This window comes from Colwellia sp. Bg11-12, assembly GCF_014076955.1.
GTDB lineage: Bacteria > Pseudomonadota > Gammaproteobacteria > Enterobacterales > Alteromonadaceae > Colwellia_A.
Map to the genome: position 1 here is coordinate 115,686 of NZ_JACGUZ010000077.1, position 23,554 is coordinate 139,239.

The window sequence follows — 23,554 nt, forward strand, 5'->3', positions numbered from 1 at the left end:
ATATGAACAAATTAAGATTATCATTTTTCATTTTTCTCAGCTTATTTCTGATATTTTTGTCTGGTTGTCGTTCCTTAACAAATAACCATCAGCAAATTACAGAGCATCAGAACATCACCGAGCGCACTAAAAAACTTAAAACATTGTCCACTTGGAAAATTCAGGGAAAAATAGCCATTATTAGCCCCGAAGAGCGTCATAGTCTAACACTTAATTGGCTCTACCAAGAGAATAATAACCGTCAGACATTGAATTTAAGTACGGTACTGGGTATTCAAGTGTTTAAGCTAGAATCGTTGAATGGTGTGCATGTTATTAACGTTGATGGTGAACGTTACCAAAGTTCAGATTTAAATGCCCTGCTTTCATCTCTGACAAGTTTTACTCTGCCAACACAGGCAATGACCTTTTGGTTAAAAGGCTTACCTTATTTAGCTCGTGATAAAATTATATATAACGACAAAACACAATTACCGACAACATTGACCAGCTATCATGACAAAAAAATATGGCAGCTAAAGTATGGAGGTTATCAGCAGGTAGAGCAATATCAATTGGCAACGAAGTTCTCCATAAAACAAGATAACATCACCATTAAAATTAATGTTCATCAATGGGACGTCACAAGCAATGATTAATACTCACGAACAATTCCACCATTTTCCGGCCCCTGCCAAGCTTAATTTATTTCTCCATATTATTGGTCAACGTAGCGATGGTTATCATCAGTTACAAACCATTTTTCAGTTCTTAGATCACAGCGATACTATAGATATAAAAGTTACCAAGGGTAATCGAATTGAATTACTTACACCTATTGACGGCGTCTTAAATGAAGATAACTTAATTGTTAAAGCCGCTCAGTTATTACAAAAACATTTAATAGACAATAAAGTACTAGAGAACTCGTTAAGTGGTGATAAGCAAAAATTAGGCGCACAAATAAAAATCACAAAAATTCTCCCCATGGGAGGTGGCTTAGGCGGAGGTTCTTCAAACGCTGCAACAATTTTATTAGCCTTAAACACCCTGTGGAATGCTAACTTAACAATAGCAGAATTAGCACAACTTGGTTTATCACTTGGCGCTGACGTGCCTATTTTTATACATGGCTTTGCCGCTTTTGCTGAAGGTATTGGTGAAGAACTGACCCCTGTTACACCTAAAGAAAATTGGTTTTTAGTCAGCAAACCCAATGTAAGCATTTCTACTGCTAGTGTTTTTACCTCTCCTCATTTAATCCGTAACACTGCGAAAGTTAATTTAAATGATGATATTAGTAAGTTAGACATAGACTTATGCCACAATGACTGCCAAACCTTAGTAATAAAAGACTATCCTGAGGTTGCCAAGTTACTGGCTTGGTTGGTAGAATACGCGCCTTCTCGTATGACTGGTACCGGAGCGTGTATTTTTTCCCGCTTTGATACTGAGCAAGAGGCCTGTCGCATTCAGTCATTACTTCCTAAGGGAATAATTTCTTTTGTGGCAAAAGGTATGAATATTTCTCCTTTACGTAACGTTATTGATCGTTTAGTAACATTACAAAAAAGTAATTGAGCATAATAGTACCCATGAGAATTTATTTTCATAAAATGCTAAGAACCACTGGAAAAAATTTAATAATTTGCTAATAGTAAACTCACGTTTAACTAATAGCGTAACTTAATATGTCAAAAGTTTCCGAGGAACTGACCGTGCCTGACATGAAAATATTTGCGGGTAATGCCACCCCTGAACTGGCCAAGAAAGTAGCTGATCGTCTATACATGACTTTAGGCGATGCCAAAGTTGGTAGTTTTAGTGATGGTGAAATTAGTGTTGAAATTAACGAAAACGTGCGCGGTGCGGATGTTTTCATTCTTCAATCAACTTGTGCGCCAACAAACAATAACCTAATGGAATTAATCGTAATGATTGACGCATTACGCCGAGCATCTGCTGGTCGTATTACTGCCGTTATTCCATATTTTGGTTATGCTCGACAAGATAGACGTGTGCGCAGTGCACGTGTGCCAATTACGGCAAAAGTTGTTGCTGACTTTTTATCAAGTGTCGGTGTTGACCGCGTATTAACGGTTGACTTACACGCAGAGCAAATTCAAGGTTTCTTCGATGTACCTGTAGATAACGTATTTGGCACACCTATTTTACTTGAAGATATGATTTCTCGTGATTTAGATAACCCAATTGTGGTTTCTCCTGATATTGGTGGTGTAGTTCGTGCTCGCGCTGTAGCTAAGCTACTTAATGAAGCTGACCTTGCCATTATCGATAAGCGTCGTCCAAAAGCTAATGTAGCACAAGTTATGCACATTATTGGTGATGTTGCTGACCGTGACTGTATCATTGTTGACGATATGATAGATACCGGTGGCACGTTAGCCAAAGCGGCTGAAGCATTGAAAGCACATGGCGCAAAACGCGTTATTGCTTACGCGACTCATCCAGTACTTTCTGGTAATGCCGCACAAAACTTAAGAGACTCTGTAATTGACGAGTTAGTTGTAACCGATTCTATTCCGCTTACTGATGAAATTAAAGCATTAGGCATAGTTCGCCAATTAACCTTAAGTGGTATGTTGTCTGAAGCGATTCGCCGTGTATGCAACGAAGAGTCAATTTCAGCAATGTTTGACAGCTAAGCATTTACTGACAATACAACCTAATAAATAATAAAGCCCCGAGTAACTATTACTCGGGGCTTTTTCATATAAGACTATTATTGATTTTATAGACTATTTTGCAAGATGTAGAAGTCGGTATTATTATTTATCTAAAATATCAGCTAACGCCGCTAAGCAAAGCGTTACGTTTTCAGTTCGAGCCGCATACCCCATCAAACCAATTCGCCATGCTTTACCCGCAAAGCCGCCAAGACCAGCGCCAATTTCTAAATTATAGTCGTTTAACAACGTTTGACGAACAAGGGCATCATCAACACCTTTGGGGATCAATACCGTATTTAATTGTGGCAAGCGATACGGTTCTTCAACCACAAACTTAATACCTAATTTCGTTAATCCCTGCTTTAATTTCTGATGCTGTTTATCATGGCGTTCCCAAGCATTCTCTAATCCTTCGTCTTGCAACATCACCAAAGATTCATGCAAAGCATATAAAGAATTAACGGGGGCAGTATGATGATAACTACGCTTACCCGATCCGCCCCAATACCCCATAACCAAAGATAAATCTAAAAACCAACTAGGTACTTTAGATTTTCTACTTGTTAATTTTTCGACCGCTTTTTCACTAAAGCTAATAGGCGATATACCAGGCACACACGATAAACACTTCTGGCTACCTGAATAAATAGCATCAATGCCCCAGTCATCAACTCTAAGCTCAACACCACCTAACGAAGTCACCGCATCCACTATCGATAATGCTGAGTTTTCCCGCGCTATTTCACATAATGTTTTTGCGTCAGATAACACACCGGTAGATGTTTCAGCATGAACAAACGCTAGAAATTTAACCTCTGTATTATCTTTAAAAGCTTGTTTAACTTTTTCAACACAAACAGGTGTTCCCCATTCATCATTAATAACAATGGCTATAGCGCCTAAGCGTTCAACATTTTCAACCATGCGAGAACCAAAAACGCCATTCACACACACAATGACTTTCTCGCCTGGCTCAACTAAGTTTACAAAACAAGTTTCCATACCAGCAGAGCCTGGCGCTGAAACAGCCATCGTTAATTCATTTTTTGTTTGGAAAGCATACTGAAGTAAAACTTTAATTTCGTCCATCATCTGAACAAACTCAGGATCCAAATGACCAATCGTTGGGCGACCTAAGGCAGATAAAACGCGCGGTGAAACATCACTAGGTCCAGGACCCATTAAAGTACGAGGAGTCGGATAAAAAGATGTAATTGTCATAGTTAATTCTCTTATAAGCATTATACATTACTGAGTATTAGGCACATATATAGCCGTTATTAATCAAGATTCAGTTTTCAGAGTGGACTTTTAATGTTAACGGGTATAACACCCAACTTTCAATAAAAAAATATTTATAACCGCCATTTAGCGCAATGATATCGATAACAGACAGGAATAATTAATCGCTTATAATAAGATTAACGTTGGATATGTTTAAGTTGAGGTGTTATTATGCCGCGCCTTTTATAGCGATTGGATTAAATTCCATGGCTATTTTATAAAGGTTCACGGTTGTTTTTGGTCGCAAAAAACAACTCAATTAACTATTTAATATTAGGTATTAAAAAATGACTGATTTATTTACTTTAGAAGCTGAAGTTCGTACTGACCTAGGGAAAGGTGCGAGCCGCCGCCTACGTCACGCAAACAAAGTTCCTGCAATTTTATACGGTGAAGGCCAAGAGCCTGTTTCTTTAACGTTAGAGCACAAAAATGTTTACCGTGCACAACAAGAAGAAGCATTTTACTCTCACGTTTTAACTGTAAACATTGACGGCAAGCCAGTTGAGTGTCTTTTAAAAGATATGCAACGTCACCCGTTCAAGCAACTTGTAATGCATTTAGATTTCCTACGCATTGATGCAACTCATGCAGTTCACGTTAACGCTCCTATTCACTTCCTTAACGAAGAAGAAGCAGAGAAAAAAGGTGGCAAAATTGCTCACCAGATTAATGAAATTGCAATTAGCTGTTTACCTGCTGACATTCCAGAGTTCATCGAAATTGATGTTGCTGGTTTAGAACTTGGGCAAACATTGCATTTATCAGACGTTACTTTGCCTAAAGGCGTAACATCTGACGAATTAGCAAAAGGCGAAGATCATGACCAAGCTGTTGTTTCATTAAATGCACCGAAAGGCGTAAGTGAAGAAACTGATGAAGCTGAAGAAATTGAAGCTACTGAATAATCATTAAGTATAAGCTTAAATGACTATTCAACTAGTTGTGGGCCTGGGTAATCCAGGCCCCGAATATACAAAAACCCGTCACAATGCCGGAGTTTGGTTCGTCGAAGAACTCGCTTCTCGCTACAACATTTCCCTCAGACCAGAAAAAAAATATTTCGGACTTTATGGCAAAGGCCTAATAGGTAACGAAGTTGTTCATTTACTTATTCCAACAACGTTTATGAATAGAAGTGGTCAGTCTGTAGCTCCCCTCGCTAATTTTTTCCGTATTCCCGTAGAAAATATCCTTGTTGCTCATGATGAGTTAGACATGGAACCAGGAGTCTGTAAAATTAAAAAAGGTGGTGGGCACGGTGGACATAACGGCTTGCGCGATATTATATCGAGCATGGCAAATAACAAAGAATTTTATCGGTTACGCATTGGTATTGGCCACCCAGGTCATAGAGATCGCGTTACCGGGCATGTACTTGGCAAAGCACCAGCTATTGACCAAGACAAAATAGATCAAGCGATTGATGAAGCAAGCCGATGTATCGATATTTGGCAAACAGACGATTTGAAGAAAGCTCAAAACCGTTTGCATTCATTTAAACCGCTATAACTTAAACTTCAAAACAATTTTGCAAAACAATTAAGGTATTATCATGGGATTCAAATGCGGTATTGTTGGCTTGCCCAACGTAGGTAAATCAACACTTTTCAATGCATTAACAAAAGCAGGTATTGAAGCGGCTAACTTTCCATTTTGTACTATTGAACCTAATACGGGTGTCGTTCCAGTACCAGATCCTCGTTTAGATGCTTTAGCCAAAATTGTAAACCCAGAGCGCGTTCTAGCAACCACCATGGAATTTGTTGATATTGCGGGTTTAGTCGCTGGCGCTTCTAAAGGTGAAGGTTTAGGTAATAAGTTCCTTGCTAATATTCGTGAAACCGATGCAATTGGTCACGTAGTGCGTTGTTTTGATAATGACAATATCATTCATGTTGCCAATAAGGTCAGCCCTATTGATGATATAGAAGTGATCAATACCGAGCTAGCTTTGTCTGATATGGACACAGCAGAACGTGCAATCTTTCGTTTAGCGAAAAAAGCTAAAGGTGGTGATGCAGACGCTAAATTTGAAATGCCAGTATTAGAGAAGATATTAAAGCATGTTGAAGAAGGTCATATGATACGTTCTTTGACATTATCTAAAGAAGAAAAAGCAGCTGTCGACTACTTAAATTTTTTAACTCTCAAGCCGACCATGTACATTGCTAATGTTAATGATGATGGTTTTGAAAATAACCCTTACCTGGATCAAGTGCAAGCAATAGCCGATGCCGAAGGTGCAATCGTTGTTGCTGTTTGTGCTGAAATTGAAAGCGAATTGTCTGAAATGGATGATGAAGACCGTGTTGAATTTATGGCTGACCTTGGGCTAGAAGAACCTGGTCTTAATCGTGTTATCAATGCTGGTTATTCTTTGCTTCACTTACAAACCTATTTTACGGCAGGTGTAAAAGAAGTACGTGCATGGACAGTAAAGCAAAATGCTACGGCTCCACAAGCTGCTGGTGTTATTCATACCGACTTTGAAAAAGGCTTTATTCGCGCAGAAGTGATTGCCTACGATCACTTTATCGAGTTTAATGGTGAATCAGGTGCTAAAGAGGCCGGTAAATGGCGTCTAGAAGGAAAAGAGTACCGAGTTAAAGATGGTGACGTTGTTCACTTCAGATTCAATGTTTAATCGTATAAATTAATATAACTATAAAGGAGCTTCGGCTCCTTTTTTGTTTTTTTAAAGTAAGTAATAGTAAGCATTAAATCTAGAAAAAACGCATTAACAAATAAAAAACATAAATAAAACATAATAAAAACAAAACACTAGTCCATTCAAAAAACGCAAAAATAAATCTTGTTTTATCTCTAAAATATACCACAATTACAATTGAAACTGTCTGATATAAAAAAAGCATACACTTATCAGATCATAAACCTCGACAATAAAAAAAAATATAAAGGCAAACCATGAAAAAAACACTTTTACTCGCTAGCTTAATTGCAGCTTCAGTAACTTTTGCACCTGTTACTAAAGCAGATAGTATGTCTCTTCGTATTTGCGAATACGTTGCAGCAAATGATAAAAACCGCTTACGCTCATTCATGAAACAAAATAAATTGAAAATTCGCACTCTTTTTAAAAATATTGAGTGTAATGGACAAAATTTATTAGTTTTTGCAGCATCGAACAACGCTTTGGAAACCGGAGAGTTCTTAATAGGTAAAGTTCCTGCGAAAAATGTTGCTGAACATATCGCCGAAATTGGAAAATACTCAAAACATTTAGAAGAAGAAGCGAAAGAACGCGTAAATTAATCATAATTTGATATCTACGGTTCTTTAACATAAAGCAAGAACATACCGTTCTTGCTTTTATATTAAAGAGACTGTGTTTTCCTAGAATATTAAACACCCAATTTGTAGACTAAACAAGCAAACAGAAAAGAATTACCCTTTTTTATAAAAAAACGGTTGACGTAGCCTAAGCAGATTTGCATAATACGCGCCACTTGCTGAGAGGCAATACGGAAAGGCTACATAGCTCAGCTGGTTAGAGCACATCACTCATAATGATGGGGTCCCAGGTTCAAATCCCGGTGTAGCCACCATTTAACTCTCAGTAGTGACGTAGTATTAGAAGAAATGCGGGTTTGGCGGAATTGGTAGACGCGCTGGATTTAGGTTCCAGTATCGAAAGATGTGAGAGTTCAAGTCTCTTGACCCGTACCATTCTAACTAACATTTATCATCATGATATTTGTTAGAAAGTAAGTAACATTGCAGGGGTATAGCCAAGCGGTAAGGCAGCTGGTTTTGATCCAGTCATTCAGAGGTTCAAATCCTCTTACCCCTGCCACTTTCTTGTTTAACATTCCTTTTTTAAAACTCAATCAGTCTTTATTAAAACTAATATTAAACATAATAAGTGTCATACTTACTTTTTATTTAGAATACCTACAGGGGTATAGCCAAGCGGTAAGGCAGCTGGTTTTGATCCAGTCATTCAGAGGTTCAAATCCTCTTACCCCTGCCACTTTCTTGTTTAACATTTCTTTTTTAAAACGTAATTAGTCTTTATTAAAAAAATAGTAAACATTACTGAGTGACATAATAATTATTTGAAGTATCTACAAGGCTATTAACGCTTAGTAGTATTAGAAGCAATGCGGGTTTGGCGGAATTGGTAGACGCGCTGGATTTAGGTTCCAGTATCGAAAGATGTGAGAGTTCAAGTCTCTTGACCCGTACCATTCTAACTAACACATATCATCATGATAGTTGTTAGAAAATAAGTAAAATTACAGGGGTATAGCCAAGCGGTAAGGCAGCTGGTTTTGATCCAGTCATTCAGAGGTTCAAATCCTCTTACCCCTGCCATTCTTTTTAAATATTACCTTACAACACCCAATAGATATTATCTTAAGACTTAATGTCTTACTGCATTGAAAAGTTCCTTTTAATATTGATTGTCACCTCAACTTATACACCACAAGCATAAGCTAGTGCCTTCTTTTTTAAAAAGGGTATCTTATTAGCCATGGCGAGCCCTATATTACGAAAGAGCTTCACAGCAGGCGATGGGTGACCAAAGGTGACATATAATGAATCCATGGTAGTCATCATCAATAAATTGTCTTTACGTCGTTTGGTCTCATAGCGTGACAAAATATTGGGTTCGTGCCAACACTCATTATTACCAATAGCGCTAGCAATCACCGTTTGTAATGCCTTTACGTCTTTAAAGCCTAGATTCACGCCTTGTCCTGCCATTGGATTAATCGTGTGTGCTGCATCACCTAATAATAAAACTCTGTTTTTTTGATAAGTATTTGCATGTCTACGCGTTAAAGGAAATGCTCCTTTATCAATGACCTTTATTTTTCCTAGCCGTTGAGGAAAAGCTTCTAAAATTTCGACTTGCAGTTGTTCACACGATAATGAAGATAAACGTTTGATCTCATCTTTACCTTGATACCAAACTAAAGAAGCATATCCGCCTAACTCACTTTTCCCGGGTAAAGGGAGTAAGGCTAAAGGACCTGTCTCAAAAAACTGCTGCCAAGTAATATCTTGCTGCGGGGTTTGTGTCTCAATATTGATTAACATCGCTGATTGCTGATAGTCCCAGCCTGTTATACCAATATTAGCTAATTTTCTGACTTGCGAATTAGCGCCATCAGCAGCAATCAATAGTTTTGCTGTGATTTTTTGAGTTTTTCCTTGCTCAGTTACAGCTGAGTTATCGACTAAAGTTATCGCTATCTCATTTGCAGACTGAGTAAAGCTCTCCAAATTCGCTGGCGAAAATAAAGTAACCTTAGAATGATTTTTAACCTGTTGCCACAGCGCAAGTTGAACTAAGCGATTTTCAATAATATGACCTAAGTGGGATTGTTCAATATCATCGGCATTAAATTCGGTATAACTGGCTTGGTGCTCCCAAACCCCTAATCGCTTATAAGGACACAATCTCCATTGTTGTAATTGCGGCCATGCCCCTAACTGTGTTAACAAATGTTCAGAGGCAAGTGAGATAGCTGAAACACGTAAATCTAAAGCCTGACTTTTGTCAAAACAATGAGGTTGATGCTGCTCGATAAGGGCAACAGTCAGTCCTAAATTTGCTAATGACAACGCGCTAGCCGCGCCAACCATCCCACCGCCAACAACTACACAATCAAAATTATTCATAAAATTTACACTTAATTATTTAATGATTTTCGTCGTTATTCTAACCAACCTATAACACTTATACGAATATTATTATTGGCTGCGACAAATAATTGATAAGGCTTACATTGCTTTACTTAAAGTTTAATCGGGTACTGGCGTCAAGCGTCAAGAAGGAGTAAAATACGCATCCTTAAATTGAACTAACTGTGAAGCTATACGTTTCATGTTAGCTTCTTTAGACTTTAAATATTTAATGAGTGGAAAGTTAATGAGTAAAAAGCTATACATCAAAACTTGGGGTTGCCAAATGAACGAGTATGACTCGCAGAAAATGGCTGAATTATTAGACTCAACACATGGTTTTGTATTAGCCGACGAAGCTGAAGATGCTGATGTCATCTTGTTAAACACTTGTTCTATACGCGAAAAAGCGCAAGAAAAAGTATTTCATCAGCTAGGTCGATGGAAACACCTAAAAGACAACAAACCGGGTCTATTGATTGGCGTTGGTGGCTGTGTAGCTTCACAAGAAGGTGATGCAATTCGTCAACGAGCACCTTATGTAGATATGGTTTTTGGGCCACAAACATTGCATCGTTTGCCAGAAATGATCCAACAAGTTACTGGTGATCATAATCCCGTTGTTGATGTAAGCTTTCCTGAAATTGAAAAGTTTGATCGTCTACCTGAGCCTAAAGCTGATGGCGCAAGCGCTTTTGTATCAATAATGGAAGGCTGTAGCAAATACTGTACATTCTGTGTTGTACCTTACACACGTGGTGAAGAAGTGAGTCGTCCACTTGACGATGTATTATATGAAATAGCCCAGCTTGCTGCACAAGGTGTCCGTGAAGTTAATTTATTAGGACAAAATGTCAACGGCTATCGTGGTATTACTCATGATGATGAAATTTGTCGTTTTTCTGAGTTATTGCGTTTGGTTGCTACTATTGACGGCATTGACAGAGTCCGTTACACAACTTCACACCCTATTGAATTTACTGATGACATTATTGAAGTCTACAAAGACGTGCCTGAGTTAGTCAGCCACTTACATTTGCCGGTACAAAGTGGTTCTGATCGAATTTTAACGCAAATGAAGCGTGGTCATACCGCCTTGGAGTATAAATCTCAAATTCGAAAGCTTAAAAAAGCGCGCCCTGATATTTGTATGAGCTCAGATTTCATTATTGGCTTCCCTGGCGAAACTGATGCAGATTTCCAAGCAACAATGGATCTCATTAAAGCGGTTGATTTCGATTTAAGCTTTAGCTTTATTTATAGCGCGCGCCCAGGTACTCCAGCAGCAGATATGATTGATGATATTTCGGATATCACTAAAAAAGAGCGTTTACAAATTCTTCAAGACCAAATTACCCATCAAGCGCTACGTATTGCTCGCCAAATGCTCAATACAGAACAACGTATTTTAGTTGAAGGCCCTTCAAAGAAAAACCCGATGGAATTACGGGGTAAAACAGAAAATAACCGTACAGTGAACTTTCTTGCTCCGCATACCGTAATAGGACAATTTGTCGATGTAAATATCACTGATGTCTACGCAAACTCATTACGTGGTGAATTGGTTCGTCAAGAAAGTGAAATGGGGTTACGTATTGCACATTCTCCACAAGACATTCTAGCTAACAGTCACCACACAAGTAGTGGCAGTAACATTGACGATTTAGGTGTTGGTACTTTTACACCTTAACGATTAACCATAGCCTATAAAAACGGATATAAATTTGACTATAAGTATTAGCAAACAATTTGACTTAGCACCGCTTGATAATAATCGCCTAGCGAATTTATGTGGTGCAATGGACGATAACTTAAAAATGATTGAACGCCGATTAGGCGTTAAAATAAGTTACAGCAGCAATCAATTTAAAGTGATGGGCGAACCTGCAAACTGTGATGCCGTGATTATATTGCTTAAAAATTTATATATTGAAACAGCAACTGTCAAAAATGAACGAAAAGAAATCAATGAAAAAATGGTACATTTAGCCATTTTAGACGCAAAAGTACTTGAGAAAGAACCCCCTAAGGTTGATGTTGATTTTGATAAATTAGTGACGATAAAGACCAAGCGTGGCGTAGTAAAGCCTCGTAATCCTAATCAACAAAGCTATTTGCATAACATTATGAGTAATGATATTAGCTTTGGTGTGGGTGTTGCTGGAACGGGCAAAACATATTTAGCGGTTGCTTGTGCTATTGAAGCGTTAGAAAAACAAGAAGTACGCCGAATTTTGTTAACTCGCCCTGCTGTTGAGGCGGGTGAGAAACTTGGTTTCCTTCCTGGTGATTTATCACAGAAAGTAGACCCTTACCTACGCCCATTATATGACGCACTCTTTGAAATGCTTGGCTTTGAAAAAGTTGAAAAATTGATTGAGCGAAATGTCATTGAAATAGCCCCACTTGCTTACATGCGTGGTAGAACATTAAACGATGCTTTTATTATTCTTGATGAAAGTCAAAATACCACGGTTGAACAAATGAAAATGTTCTTAACTCGTATTGGTTTTAATGCGCGTGCGGTTATCACTGGTGATATCACTCAAGTCGATTTACCCCGTGGTGCAAAATCAGGCTTACGCCATGCTATTGAAGTACTTGATGATATCCCTGGCATTAGTTTTAACTACTTTCAATCAAAAGATATTGTACGTCACCCTGTTGTTGCAAGAATTGTTGATGCTTATGATGCCTTTGAAGAAAAAGAAAAGCGTTTAAAAGAAGCTAAAAAACATAAAGCGTCTCATGATACTTTGGAAAATCGATAGTGACCATAACACTCGATCTTCAACACGCCTGTGATGCACCAGATTTACCAACACATGAGCAGTTTCAACGTTGGGTAGATACCGCTTTAAACCGTTACGAAAAAGATTTTGAATTAACAATAAGACTTGTTGAAATTCAAGAAAGTCAGTCACTAAATTTACAGTATAGAAAAAAAGATAAACCAACCAATGTACTGTCTTTTCCTTTTGAAGTGCCTGAAGGAATTGAACTAGACTTGCTTGGGGATTTGGTGATTTGCGCTCAGGTTGTTGCCCAAGAAGCGAGTGAACAACATAAAATTCTTGGTAATCATTGGGCTCATATAGTTATTCATGGTTGCTTACATTTATTAGGTTACGATCATATTGATGATGTTGAGGCCACTGAAATGGAAGCACTTGAAACGAAGTTACTGAAAACACTTGAAATATCAGATCCCTATATTATAAGTGAATAAATTCATTCATTTATAATCCGTTACAATAATATCAATTTACTACTTGAATTTATTTTCAATTGATTAGAAACTAAGCAACAAGTTAACTTACAGGAAATAAATAAGCTCTATGAGCGATGACCACCCCCACTCTAGCAACGGCTCTGCAAATAAATCGATACTTGATAAATTAGTACAAGTTTTCACTGGAGAGCCCAGAAATAAAGATGAACTGGTTGATGTGTTGAATGACGCAGAAGATCGCGATTTAATTAAACCTGAAACCAAATTAATGATCCAAGGTGTATTAGAAGTTTCTGATATGCGGGTGCGCGATATTATGATCCCAAGATCACAAATGGTCACGCTTGATATTAACGACCCTATTGAACTTTCCTTACCTATCATTCTAGAGTCGGGACATTCTAGATTCCCTGTTATTAACGACGATATAGATCACATTGAAGGCATTTTATTGGCTAAAGACTTGCTCGCTTACGGTTTTGGTCAACAAGAAGAATGTACGATAGCAAAGATTATTCGTCCGTCTATTATCGTTCCAGAAAGCAAACGAGTTGAACCATTATTACAAGAATTTCGCTCACAGCGCTATCATATGGCGATTGTGGTAGACGAATATGGTGGTGTTTCGGGTGTTGTTACCATTGAAGATATTCTTGAATTGATTGTTGGCGAAATTGAAGATGAAACTGATGATGAAATTGAACAAGACATAAAGTACCTTGCCGGTAATGTTTATCAAGTGAAAGCGCTCACAGAGCTTGATGACTTTAATGAATACTTTAATACTCAGTTTAATGGCAACGATGCTGATACTATCGGAGGCGTAGTTTTACATCAGTTTGGCCATATGCCAAAGAAAGGTGAATTAATAACAATAGGTGATTTTGAATTCAAAATTACTGCGGGTGATAATCGCCGTATCCAAAGTTTGCATATTACCGCTCCAAAAGATCATAAAATAACTGGCAAGATTGTCGACTAACCTTGATAAAAATCAATACGCTCGGCACTCGCCTGATACAACCGATACGCGCTAACTTATTGAATAAGCGTAACTGGTTCAGCTTTATTGCTGGGCTAAGTTTAGTGCTTGCATACGCGCCATTTTCTCAATGGTGGGTCATGTTTGTTGTTCTGCCATTATTTTTTAATTCAATTAATGGTGCAGAGGTAAAGACAGCAGCAAAACAAGGCTTTATTTTTGGGTTAGGCTGGTTTGCTAGCGGTATTAGTTGGGTGCATGTCAGTATTGATCAATTCGGTGGTTTACCACTGTTTTTTTCACTTTTTTTGATGTTATTACTTTGCTGCTATCTAGCGCTTTATCCAGCACTTGCTTGTTATTTATCAAGTAGATTTGCACCAAAGCGGCAATTATCATTGTGGCTACTGCCACCTTTTTGGCTCGTTGCTGAATACTTACGCGCTAATATTTTAACGGGGTTCCCCTGGTTATCCATTGGCTACAGCCAAATAGATGGTCCTTTATCAAGCTTCGCTCCCTTAGTGGGTGAAGTAGGTATTAGCGCTATTTTACTGGCAAGTAGCATCACCTTAATAAATATCATTAATAACCATTACCGAAAATCACACTTATTACTGTTAGTGTGTATTTTTACCAGTGCCTTTTTATTGTCAAATGTACAATGGTTAACCCTCACAGGTAAGAAAGTAACAACAGCACTCGTTCAAGGTAATATTGAACAATCAATGAAATGGCAGCCAGAAAAAGAGTGGCCAACGTTATTAAAATACCTTGACCATGCCCGAGAAAACTATGATGCTGATATTATTGTTTGGCCAGAGTCAGCTATAACAGCACTAGAGCCAACAGCACAAGACTTTCTTACTATGGCTGATAAGTCGGCGGCATTGAATGATAGTGCTATTATTACCGGTATTTTGAACTATAAATATGAATCAAAAGCGTACTTTAATTCACTGATCGTACTAGGTAAAAAAGAAAGTGATGACGAGACTGGGCATTATCGCTACGGCAACCCTAATCGTTATAATAAAAGCCATCTACTGCCTATTGGTGAATTTGTACCTTTTGGAGAATTACTCAGGAAAGTTGCACCAATATTTAATTTACAATATTCATCATTTACGCGTGGAGATTATGTTCAACCAAACCTAATTGCTAAGGGGTATCACCTCTTGCCACTTATTTGTTTCGAAATAGCTTTCCCTGAGCAACTCGCCGCTAACTTTACTGATGAAACCAATATTTTACTCACCGTAAGCAATGATTCATGGTTTGGAGATTCACATGGCCCTCATCAGCATTTAGAAATTGCACGAATGCGCGCGCTGGAGTTTGGTCGACCTTTACTTCGCGCAACGAACAATGGTGTTACCGCCATTATTGACCATCGAGGTAATATTCAAGCCAAACTACCACAATTCACTGAAACCGTACTCAAAGCAGAAATAAAATTAGTACATGGAAAAACATTTTATAGTCAATATTGGCAATTTATTCAGGGGTTACTGCCATTAATACTGTTAATTTTATTTTTCTCCCTTTATCCTCTATTGAATAAAAATAATACATCAAAAAAATAAAAATTATAAAACCTAGGATTTATTTATGAAAATACTGACTAAGCACTTGCTCACAACAATCTCTTTTCTCCTGCTATCAAGCAGCTATGCCATTGCACAAACAACTATTATTACCAATGTTCAAGGTTACACACTCTCAGATAAACAGTTAAAAGAATTTACGGCGATTCAATTCACCCATGATAAAATTGATAAACTCTTTACAAAAGGTGAAACCGTACCTCAGTCTGAGAACGTGACGATAATAGATGGTCAGGGCAAAACCTTACTTCCAGGTTTGATTGACGCCCATGGTCATATATTGAGTTACGGATTAAGTTTGATGCAAGCTAATTTAGTTGGCACACTTTCAGAAGACTCTGCCGTAGAATCCGCCGTTAATTATGCTAAAGCCAATCCAGGCATTGCTTGGATACAAGGTCGTGGCTGGAATCAAACTCAGTGGGAAAACACAAAGTTTCCAACCGCAAAATCTTTAGATAAACACTTTCCTAACACGCCTGTTTGGTTAAGTCGTGTTGATGGACATGCGGGTTGGGCGAACACTAAAGCGATGGAACTTGCTGGCATAACATCTGCAACAAAAAGCCCAACGGGCGGCGATATAATTCGTGATGAATCAGGTAAGCCAACCGGTATTTTTATAGATAATGCTATGGATCTAATGACCAAAAGCATCGCTCCCTTAACGAGGCAAGAACAAAAATTAGTGTTAAAAAAGGCCCTAAATAAATTGGTCTCTTTTGGCTTAACCAGTGTTCATGATGCTGGTGTTTTTACAGACAACCTTGAGTTATTTAAAGAACTTAGTAGTGAAGGGTCTCTCCCGATTCGCATCAATGCTATGTTGTATTTACCTTCAAAAAATTGGCAAGCAACACTCAAACAAGGTCCGTTCACTAGCCGTGATGACATGCTGAATTTTAATAGTGTAAAAATTCAAGCTGATGGCGCTTTAGGTAGTCGTGGTGCTTCGTTAATTGCAGATTATTCAGATCATGCGGGTCATAAGGGGCTTATGCTTCATAACAAAGAAGCATTAACCCTTTATATGAATACCGCGATGAATGCAGGTTTTCAAGTAAATACTCATGCTATTGGTGATAATGCGAATAAAGTAGTTTTAGACTTATATCAAGCGCAAATAAAAGCGACCCAGACTCAGGCATTACGTCATAGGGTTGAACATGCACAAATATTGCGTTTGAGTGATATTCCTCGTTTTGCTGAACTTAATATCATCGCTTCAATGCAAGCGACTCATGCCACTAGCGATAAAAACATGGCAGTTGACCGGATTGGTAAACAGCGTATTTTAGGTGCGTATGCTTGGCGAAAACTAATGAATGCTAACGCAGTTATTGCCGCTGGCTCAGACTTTCCTGTGGAGTCTCCTAACCCATTCTTTGGTCTACACTCTTCAGTAACTCGCCAAGATCATCAAAATCTACCTGAAAATGGCTGGTACAATGAGGAAAGTATGACACGCTTAGAAGCCTTTAGAAGTTTCACTATTGATGCGGCTTATTCTGCACACCAAGAGAAAGTGATCGGTAGCCTAGCAACAGGTAAAAAAGCAGATTTTATCTTATTAGAAAATAATTATTTTACCGAAAATAAGCAAAACATTTGGAATAATAAAGTACTCGCGACTTGGGTTAATGGTAAGCAAGTATACCAACAATAAAGATGTTAACTTAAACGCATAAAAAAAGCCCTTATGGGCTTTTTTTATGCGTATGTTTTAATGGATTAAGCTACTGGGTTAGTATGCAAAGCTATTTGGTTTCGCCCAGCGTCTTTGGCACGGTACATGGCTAAATCAGAAAATTCTATCCAAGCCTCATAACTTTCAATGCTATTATCAATTTCAGCAATTCCCATACTTACCGTATATTTCACGTCGATATCATTGTATTTCACTATTGATTTTTCAATCTCTTCCCTGAGTCGTTCAGCAAATACTTTGCCGTTATCTAATGTTGTATCCGCTAATAATATAACAAATTCCTCACCGCCATAACGCCCCGAAACATCGGTTTCTCGGACATGATGACGGATGAGCCCTGAAATATGACGAATAACTTCGTCACCCACAACGTGTCCATAGGTGTCATTAACGACTTTAAAATTATCAATATCAATCATCACGAGACAACTTGGGTTCTGACTACGTATCCAGCGCTTATATTCCGCTTGTAAGCAGTGCTCCCAGTGCGTGCGATTAAATAATTTCGTTAAACCGTCAGTTTGGCTTAAAATCGCTAATTCTTTATTCGCTTGCACCAAATCTTTTTTATGAGAAGCATTGTCAGTAACATCATAAATAATTAAGCATAAATGTGTAACAACCCCTGTTGCTGACATTAATGGAATAAAGGTGGTGTTTTGATACATATAATCAGCCGCACCTGTGATGGGACGATAATTTTGAAACTTAAATAAATAGGGACGCTGTTCCCAAATGGTAAAAGCTTTATTTTTTAATAAAAATACTGATTCCGCTTTACGCTTAAACCATGCTTCGGGAATTTCATCAAATAAAGGGAAGAGCACTTTATCTTTTACTTCACGTGGCAATAAACCGCTGTGGTTTTCCATGAAGCCATTCCATATTTGCACTTTATAATCTCTATCTAGTACAACCAACCCTACATCGATGGTATGCAGCATTTCCATTAACCAATGTAATTCATTTATCTGTGATGTTTCTAATGACATAGTTAATCCAGTAAGTAAGAGATTTTATTATTAAGTGTTCGCATAGACTCTTCAGTAAAAAGTAAGAGTAAATCACACTTTATTGAATAATCTTCAATGCTATAGCTAATTTCAATGGCTAGTGTACGTTTCCATTTTTTAGAATTTGTAGCTATTAGCTCTGATATTTTTTTGTGCTGCCCTAAAACAACAGGGTGTCCTTGGCTGAAAGGCATATCTAGTTGCGCTGAAACGCCGTTTAAACAAGCGCCAATAAGCACATTAGCTAAATCCATAAGTAATTCAAGCTCTGTACTTTCGTCAACTTCATACTTGTAGTTCATTAACGAAGCAACATCTTTAAAACTTGAATCATTTAAAATAAGTAGCGCTTCACCAGAAATACCAGCACCAATAAAACCTTGGCAAATACCCGAGGTACTTTCTTGTTCTTCAACATCAGATAACGCCATACTCAATTCACTAACCTCAATTAAATTGACGTTAGGTATAGGAAGCACCACAAAGACATCAAGTAAGCGTGCTAATAGATCCCCTGCTTGTCCCATAGCGACATTAGCTATCTCTTGGTAACAATCTCGTAATTCAGGGTCTAAGAAAAAGGCTTCCTCTGCTACTTCTTTTTCAACGCTAACAGCTTCCGCAGCCTGTGTAAGCGGTGTCAGTTCAATATGCGCAGGTGATTTTTCTATCACCGGAGGTTTTTCGGCGGTAACGGGCAATAGCTCTTCTTGATTGCTCTGTTGAGTAAAAATACCGTAGGCAGAAAGTATTTCTGTTAATTTAGTTTTATTGACGGGCTTTTGAATAAAATCTAATGCCCCTAAACTTGTAACACGCTGATGTGCTTCTGGTTGTATATCACCAGAAATAACAATCACCATTGTATTTAGATCTTCTTTGATAATAGTTTCAAGTACTTGATAACCATCCATTACCGGCATATTCAAATCAAGTAAAAGTACATCGCCTTTACCTGCTTTTATTGCTTCAATGCCTTCTTTTCCGTTGGTGGCAAAGCTTATATCGACATCCCAGTCATCAGGTAAAGAGCGTGCTACCTGCTTGCGCGCCATATTTGAGTCATCACAAATTAACAAGGGTATTGACATATTTTCATTATTCCTATTTTTGAGATAATAGTTGAGGTGATGATTTTTCAACATTTTACTGTTTATCTATAAATAACAATAGATAATATTTGAAATAATGCACTAAATAATGGCTATTTTTTATTGTCAAAGTTAACATCTATTCATCAATAACTTTATAATGCGCTTAAACACTATGAAATTTTCAACGATATTCGTTAGTCTTCCACTGCTATTAACTTTAAATAATTTTACGCTTTTCACGGCGTCAGCTAATTCACTTCACGAAGATAACTTACAACAAACAACAAATTTAGTTAAGGCAAACAGCAAATTTATAACCTTATTAGGCACACAAGTAGATGTGGGTCAAAAGGCACCTAATTTTAAAGTAGTTAATGAAAGCTTTGTTCCGGTAACACTAGCTGAATTCTCGGGGAAAAACTTACTTATCTCAGTAGTACCAAGTTTAGATACCGGTGTCTGCTCTTTACAAACAAAGCGATTTAACGAAGAAGTAGCAAGTTTACCAAAAGACATTGTTATGCTAACGATTAGCAATGACTTACCCTTTGCACAAAAACGTTTTTGTGAAACAGAAAATATCGATAAAATAAGAGTATTATCTGACTCTGTATGGCGAGATTTTGGTAAAAATTACGGCTTGCTTATTAAAGATATGGGATTACTAACTCGAGCGATATTTATTATCGATTCATCTGGAATAATCGCTTATAAAGAAATTGTTGCCGATATTTCAAAACATCCAAACTATGAGTTAGCGCTTTCAACAATCACAGCCCTCAGCCCAATAGAGAGCTTACCCCAAGAAAGTCCCTCTGCAAATATCGAAAATAAATAAACTAAATATCAACAACTTAAAAAAACATTTATTTTTATTTATAGATAAACTTGAAAAACACAACATCGTTCCCATCTTTATTAGTGTAGTCGCCATCAGTTTAAAGGGGCTACATTAACCGCCTGTTCAATATTGAAAGGCACTTTAAATTCTTTTGAATAATAATTTCAGCCTGTCTATTTCGCGACTAAATGTTGGCCATAGCAAGCACAGAAATATTCCAAAGGAAATCACATATTGCTAATACCCTCAACGATACATTATGGGTATAACTAATAGGATATGAATTATGCGTACACAAACAGATTTCAGCCCACTTTACCGCTCATTTATTGGTTTTGACCACTTAGCGGGTTTAATTGAAAAAGCATCTCGTTCAGACAAACAATCATCTTACCCGCCCTACAATGTCGAATTACTTGCTGAAGACCAATACCGTATTACGATGGCTATTGCTGGCTTTGCCGATGAGGATCTTGAGATTGAATCAAAAGAAAACACCTTAATCGTTACGGGTACAAAACCAGTAAGCGATAATATTTCACCCAGAAACTTTTTACATCAAGGTATTGCAGAGCGAAATTTTGAGCGAAAATTTCAGCTCGGTGAACATGTTAAAGTTATTGGTGCTTTTATGGAGCATGGTTTACTTCATATTGATTTAGAAAGAGAAATACCAGAAGCATTGAAACCAAGAAAAATAGCAATAAATGGTAAAAGTTTATTGCAACCACGCGCTGCTTCAAGTACTAACCATTCGATAGGAGCAAACGAAAGCTAAACTTTTATTGATTATGTTTCTCCCTTATATTTTTTGCCCAGTCAATGACTGGGCTTTTTTATGGACAAATAATCTAGTGCGCAAACAATAATATTGACATAAAAGGCCTCATTCCCTTTTTATTTTTTTATCAACAATAAAATATAAATATGGCAGAGATTTATAACGACCAAGCAGGTATTATGAACTCATCAGTTTTATCAAAATTACGGTATTGAAATAAAGTGAACAAAGGATCTGAATTAAGAGCTCGTTATAACGATAACACCCGTGGCGTCTATTTTATTGGCACAACCCCTCCCAAAAGTGATACTGCTGTAGAGCAAGTTGAATTGATTGCTGAAAAGCTGCTTGAACGCGTTAGTGATATTGATTTCGATGGTTTGATTGTTTACGATATTCAAGATGAAAATTCGCGTACGAATATACCTCGCCCCTTCCCGTTTAAATCAACATTAGATCCCCGTTACTATTCATCGTTACTACAGAATAAATCTCAACGTCCGGTGATCACTTATAAGAGTGTTGTTCAATCAAATAGTGATGACTTTAATCTATGGGCTAATGAAGCTTGGCAGAAATATGGCATTCGTGATGTTGTTCTTGTAGGAAGCCCTTCGCAAAAGAATAATATTTCACTACCGCTTGCCAGTGCATATAAAACCTTAGTTGATAACAAAAATGATTTCTTTATCGGCGGTATTACCATCGCAGAGCGGCATGCAAATAAAGGTAATGAACATACTCGGTTAATAGAAAAGCATCAGCAAGGATGTAACTTCTTTATCTCTCAAGCTATTTATAACCCACAAGCCACCATAGATATGTTAACGCGCTATGCGATCGAATGTCAGCAACAAGGATTAAAGCCACAACGTATCATTTTAACGTTTTCACCGTGTGGCAGTAAAAAAACATTAGAGTTTATTGAATGGTTAGGCGTCAGCGTACCTGAAGCAACCAGCTTACGTATTCTTAACGCACAAAAACCCCTTTATGAATCTATTCGTATCTGCTTAAACACTCTACAGCAAATACTCGACGCTGTATTACCGTATGATTTACCATTAGGTTTAAATATAGAAAGCTTAACTAACCGTAAAGAGGAAATTGACGGTTCAATTTTATTATATAAATTACTACGTTCGACAATGGAAAACTATTTATCAAAGCAAGAACTTGAACGATTAATTCACCAGCAATAATGATTTACCTGAACGCTATTTAACGGTTTCAAGCTAAATTTTCCTTGTGAATTTCGTTTGGTTATTTTACTCAACTCAAGATATATTTACACGTTATTAGGGTATATCGTCAGTAAATTTAAAAAAGTGGTGAGTAAAATAATGCTTAGATAAATATTTATTAAGCAGATTTCACTGTTGTTGTTATAGTTAAGTGATATAACGACAACAGTAACCGCGAGTTTTAAAAACATGAAGTGGATTTCAATTTTTTTGTGCATATGTTTAAGTGCCCAAGCTGAAACCATTAAGGTGGCACTCTCTTTTGAAGGGCACCCTCCTTATTCATTTGGAGAAATAGAACATCGCGGTATTTATGTTGAAGTATTTCAAGAAATTTTTAAACTCACCCCTTACCAATTAGAATTTGTTTATCTTTCATCTGCGCGAATACGTTCTAGCTTTATAGAAGGTAAGATTGACATTGAATGTTGCCCTATCGCCGAGTGGCGTTCAAGCGAAAGTACAATTTCATTATACAGCCAACCGTTATTTGAAACTGAAGATGTTTTTGTTTTTCCACAAGGCCAATTAAGAAAAATTGATGCGTTAGCAAACGAAACAATTGCTACGATTAAGGGCTACGGTTATGCTTTTGATACCGTATTTAACCGCTATGATGTAGAAAGTGAACTAAAGCTTTTAAAACTTATTGAAGGTAATAGGTTAAATGTTGGTATTGCTGACCAAACCATTGTTAACTACCTGAGTAATATTCATCAATTAAACATAGAAACAGGCCAAGTGCATGAGCATTCAATTCGTCCACTACGTATACAAAAATCAAAAGCCCATATCGTGCCTGTTATTAATCAAGCGATTAATAAATTAAAACAGCAAGGAAAAATACGCGCAATAATAAATAAATACACTCGTCCTTTAACAGAAGAGAATTAGCATTTGAAACTGATCATGAAAACAGAATTTGATAATTTAAGAAAGAATTCAATGCACCAATACCAATCAGATTCCAACGGTGATAAAGAAGTGGTCAAAATATACTTTGGCGACTTGCTTATCGCCAAAATGATCAAGCTTAAAAAATCTACTCGCTATTTTGGCGTAAAGGGTTACCAGCAATATCTATTAGAAGATGATTCTTAATTAAGAGAGCGCAATGCCTTCAAAGTGAATACCTTGCCACCCCTGCTTGATAAAGTTTCTAATATTTCCGTGATCTCCCCCCTCTGGATGAAGCAAAACATCTTGACGGTAATATTGACCAAAACACGCTAATGTTTCTTGGTCGGACAAATGATGTAACTTTGCAAAATAAAAAATTTTACATGACCCTTCATTGGTACCAGCCTCATTAAGGAGTTCTCCATTACTAAACGTACAAGGCTTATAATGGTAGGTAGCCAAAATAACAGCCATCACTTCGTTAAATTCAACCTGCGCGGGTGTGACACTTAACTTTTCGAGTAAATCATTTAATTGCATACAA

Annotated in this window: 23 protein-coding genes and 6 tRNA genes; 24 read left to right on the plus strand and 5 right to left on the minus strand. The window is 37.4% G+C overall.

The genetic code is table 11. From position 1 onward, the window contains the following. The first annotated feature begins 2 nt into the window (after positions 1 to 2). From lolB to H4J39_RS14400, 3 genes are all read left to right on the plus strand, one after another. A complete protein-coding gene (gene lolB / locus H4J39_RS14390) occupies positions 3 to 638 on the plus strand; it encodes a lipoprotein insertase outer membrane protein LolB (RefSeq protein WP_182229101.1) in 636 nt (211 codons plus the stop codon). After that, on the plus strand, positions 631 to 1,560 hold the full coding sequence (gene ispE / locus H4J39_RS14395) for a 4-(cytidine 5'-diphospho)-2-C-methyl-D-erythritol kinase (protein WP_182229102.1): 930 nt from the start codon (positions 631 to 633) through the stop codon (positions 1,558 to 1,560). The genes lolB and ispE overlap by 8 nt, the downstream gene beginning before the upstream one ends. 137 nt (positions 1,561 to 1,697) lie before the next feature. Further along, entirely contained in the window at positions 1,698 to 2,645 is a 948-nt protein-coding gene (locus tag H4J39_RS14400) for a ribose-phosphate pyrophosphokinase (protein ID WP_182182135.1), read from the plus strand. Between the two features lie 123 nt (positions 2,646 to 2,768). Here the strand turns inward: H4J39_RS14400 and H4J39_RS14405 are convergent, their stop codons facing one another. Beyond that, entirely contained in the window at positions 2,769 to 3,890 is a 1,122-nt protein-coding gene (locus H4J39_RS14405; protein WP_182229103.1) for an alanine--glyoxylate aminotransferase family protein, read from the minus strand. Between the two features lie 350 nt (positions 3,891 to 4,240). Here H4J39_RS14405 and H4J39_RS14410 point away from each other — a divergent pair, with 350 nt between their 5' ends. The 10 genes from H4J39_RS14410 (at position 4,241) to H4J39_RS14455 (ending at position 8,291) form a co-directional block, all read left to right on the plus strand. Beyond that, positions 4,241 to 4,861, plus strand: coding sequence for a 50S ribosomal protein L25/general stress protein Ctc (locus H4J39_RS14410; RefSeq protein WP_182229104.1), 621 nt, complete (start codon positions 4,241 to 4,243; stop codon positions 4,859 to 4,861). A 19-nt stretch (positions 4,862 to 4,880) separates the two neighbouring features. After that, complete coding sequence (gene pth, locus H4J39_RS14415; RefSeq protein WP_182229105.1) at positions 4,881 to 5,465, plus strand: aminoacyl-tRNA hydrolase; 585 nt, start codon at positions 4,881 to 4,883, stop codon at positions 5,463 to 5,465. A gap of 43 nt (positions 5,466 to 5,508) precedes the next feature. After that, a complete protein-coding gene (ychF, locus tag H4J39_RS14420; RefSeq protein ID WP_182229106.1) occupies positions 5,509 to 6,600 on the plus strand; it encodes a redox-regulated ATPase YchF in 1,092 nt (363 codons plus the stop codon). Between the two features lie 281 nt (positions 6,601 to 6,881). Beyond that, positions 6,882 to 7,229 carry a DUF3718 domain-containing protein gene (locus H4J39_RS14425; protein WP_182229107.1) on the plus strand — a complete coding sequence of 116 codons (348 nt, stop codon included), beginning with the start codon at positions 6,882 to 6,884 and terminating at the stop codon, positions 7,227 to 7,229. Between the two features lie 216 nt (positions 7,230 to 7,445). Next, positions 7,446 to 7,522, plus strand: a tRNA-Met gene (locus H4J39_RS14430). Positions 7,523 to 7,558: 36 nt separating this feature from the next. Beyond that, positions 7,559 to 7,643 (plus strand) — tRNA-Leu (locus H4J39_RS14435). A 52-nt stretch (positions 7,644 to 7,695) separates the two neighbouring features. After that, a tRNA-Gln gene (locus H4J39_RS14440) sits at positions 7,696 to 7,770 on the plus strand. 102 nt (positions 7,771 to 7,872) lie between these two features. After that, positions 7,873 to 7,947 (plus strand) — tRNA-Gln (locus tag H4J39_RS14445). A 132-nt stretch (positions 7,948 to 8,079) separates the two neighbouring features. Beyond that, a tRNA-Leu gene (locus H4J39_RS14450) sits at positions 8,080 to 8,164 on the plus strand. A 52-nt stretch (positions 8,165 to 8,216) separates the two neighbouring features. Further along, a tRNA-Gln gene (locus H4J39_RS14455) sits at positions 8,217 to 8,291 on the plus strand. Between the two features lie 102 nt (positions 8,292 to 8,393). On the opposite strand, the gene H4J39_RS14460 is transcribed toward H4J39_RS14455, so the two are convergent. Beyond that, positions 8,394 to 9,605, minus strand: a complete 1,212-nt coding sequence (locus H4J39_RS14460) for an FAD-dependent oxidoreductase (RefSeq protein ID WP_182229108.1) — start codon at positions 9,603 to 9,605, stop codon at positions 8,394 to 8,396. A gap of 250 nt (positions 9,606 to 9,855) precedes the next feature. Here H4J39_RS14460 and miaB point away from each other — a divergent pair, with 250 nt between their 5' ends. The 6 genes from miaB to H4J39_RS14490 all read left to right on the plus strand — a co-directional run bounded on the left by miaB (position 9,856) and on the right by H4J39_RS14490 (position 17,095). Next, positions 9,856 to 11,298, plus strand: a complete 1,443-nt coding sequence (gene miaB / locus H4J39_RS14465; protein ID WP_182229109.1) for a tRNA (N6-isopentenyl adenosine(37)-C2)-methylthiotransferase MiaB — start codon at positions 9,856 to 9,858, stop codon at positions 11,296 to 11,298. 34 nt (positions 11,299 to 11,332) lie between these two features. Continuing rightward, entirely contained in the window at positions 11,333 to 12,379 is a 1,047-nt protein-coding gene (locus tag H4J39_RS14470) for a PhoH family protein (protein ID WP_259368847.1), read from the plus strand. Beyond that, positions 12,379 to 12,837, plus strand: a complete 459-nt coding sequence (gene ybeY / locus H4J39_RS14475; protein ID WP_182229110.1) for an rRNA maturation RNase YbeY — start codon at positions 12,379 to 12,381, stop codon at positions 12,835 to 12,837. The genes H4J39_RS14470 and ybeY overlap by 1 nt, the downstream gene beginning before the upstream one ends. Positions 12,838 to 12,946: 109 nt before the next feature. Continuing rightward, on the plus strand, positions 12,947 to 13,822 hold the full coding sequence (locus H4J39_RS14480; RefSeq protein WP_182229111.1) for an HlyC/CorC family transporter: 876 nt from the start codon (positions 12,947 to 12,949) through the stop codon (positions 13,820 to 13,822). Positions 13,823 to 13,824: 2 nt separating this feature from the next. Beyond that, positions 13,825 to 15,408: an apolipoprotein N-acyltransferase gene (gene lnt, locus H4J39_RS14485; RefSeq protein WP_259368848.1), complete on the plus strand. Its 1,584-nt coding sequence runs from the start codon at positions 13,825 to 13,827 to the stop codon at positions 15,406 to 15,408. A 25-nt stretch (positions 15,409 to 15,433) separates the two neighbouring features. Beyond that, on the plus strand, positions 15,434 to 17,095 hold the full coding sequence (locus H4J39_RS14490; RefSeq protein ID WP_182229112.1) for an amidohydrolase: 1,662 nt from the start codon (positions 15,434 to 15,436) through the stop codon (positions 17,093 to 17,095). A gap of 65 nt (positions 17,096 to 17,160) precedes the next feature. Here the strand turns inward: H4J39_RS14490 and H4J39_RS14495 are convergent, their stop codons facing one another. Both H4J39_RS14495 and H4J39_RS14500 read right to left on the minus strand, forming a co-directional pair. Further along, positions 17,161 to 18,129, minus strand: a complete 969-nt coding sequence (locus tag H4J39_RS14495; RefSeq protein WP_182229113.1) for a diguanylate cyclase — start codon at positions 18,127 to 18,129, stop codon at positions 17,161 to 17,163. A gap of 2 nt (positions 18,130 to 18,131) precedes the next feature. Then, entirely contained in the window at positions 18,132 to 19,241 is a 1,110-nt protein-coding gene (locus tag H4J39_RS14500) for a response regulator (RefSeq protein WP_182229114.1), read from the minus strand. 175 nt (positions 19,242 to 19,416) lie between these two features. On the opposite strand from H4J39_RS14500, the gene tpx reads away from it, so the two are divergent. The 5 genes from tpx (at position 19,417) to H4J39_RS14525 (ending at position 23,211) form a co-directional block, all read left to right on the plus strand. Then, entirely contained in the window at positions 19,417 to 20,082 is a 666-nt protein-coding gene (tpx, locus tag H4J39_RS14505) for a thiol peroxidase (RefSeq protein ID WP_182229115.1), read from the plus strand. A 289-nt stretch (positions 20,083 to 20,371) separates the two neighbouring features. Further along, positions 20,372 to 20,863 (plus strand): Hsp20 family protein, encoded by a 492-nt coding sequence (locus tag H4J39_RS14510; RefSeq protein WP_182229116.1) that lies wholly within the window; start codon positions 20,372 to 20,374, stop codon positions 20,861 to 20,863. 224 nt (positions 20,864 to 21,087) lie between these two features. Next, a complete protein-coding gene (locus H4J39_RS14515) occupies positions 21,088 to 22,068 on the plus strand; it encodes a methylenetetrahydrofolate reductase (RefSeq protein ID WP_182229117.1) in 981 nt (326 codons plus the stop codon). A gap of 231 nt (positions 22,069 to 22,299) precedes the next feature. Next, positions 22,300 to 23,004, plus strand: coding sequence for an ABC transporter substrate-binding protein (locus H4J39_RS14520; protein WP_182229118.1), 705 nt, complete (start codon positions 22,300 to 22,302; stop codon positions 23,002 to 23,004). Between the two features lie 3 nt (positions 23,005 to 23,007). Next, entirely contained in the window at positions 23,008 to 23,211 is a 204-nt protein-coding gene (locus tag H4J39_RS14525) for a hypothetical protein (RefSeq protein ID WP_182229119.1), read from the plus strand. Here H4J39_RS14525 and H4J39_RS14530 read toward each other — a convergent pair whose 3' ends face one another. After that, a complete protein-coding gene (locus tag H4J39_RS14530) occupies positions 23,212 to 23,550 on the minus strand; it encodes a HopJ type III effector protein (protein ID WP_182229120.1) in 339 nt (112 codons plus the stop codon). It abuts the gene before it with no gap. Positions 23,551 to 23,554: the final 4 nt, after the last annotated feature.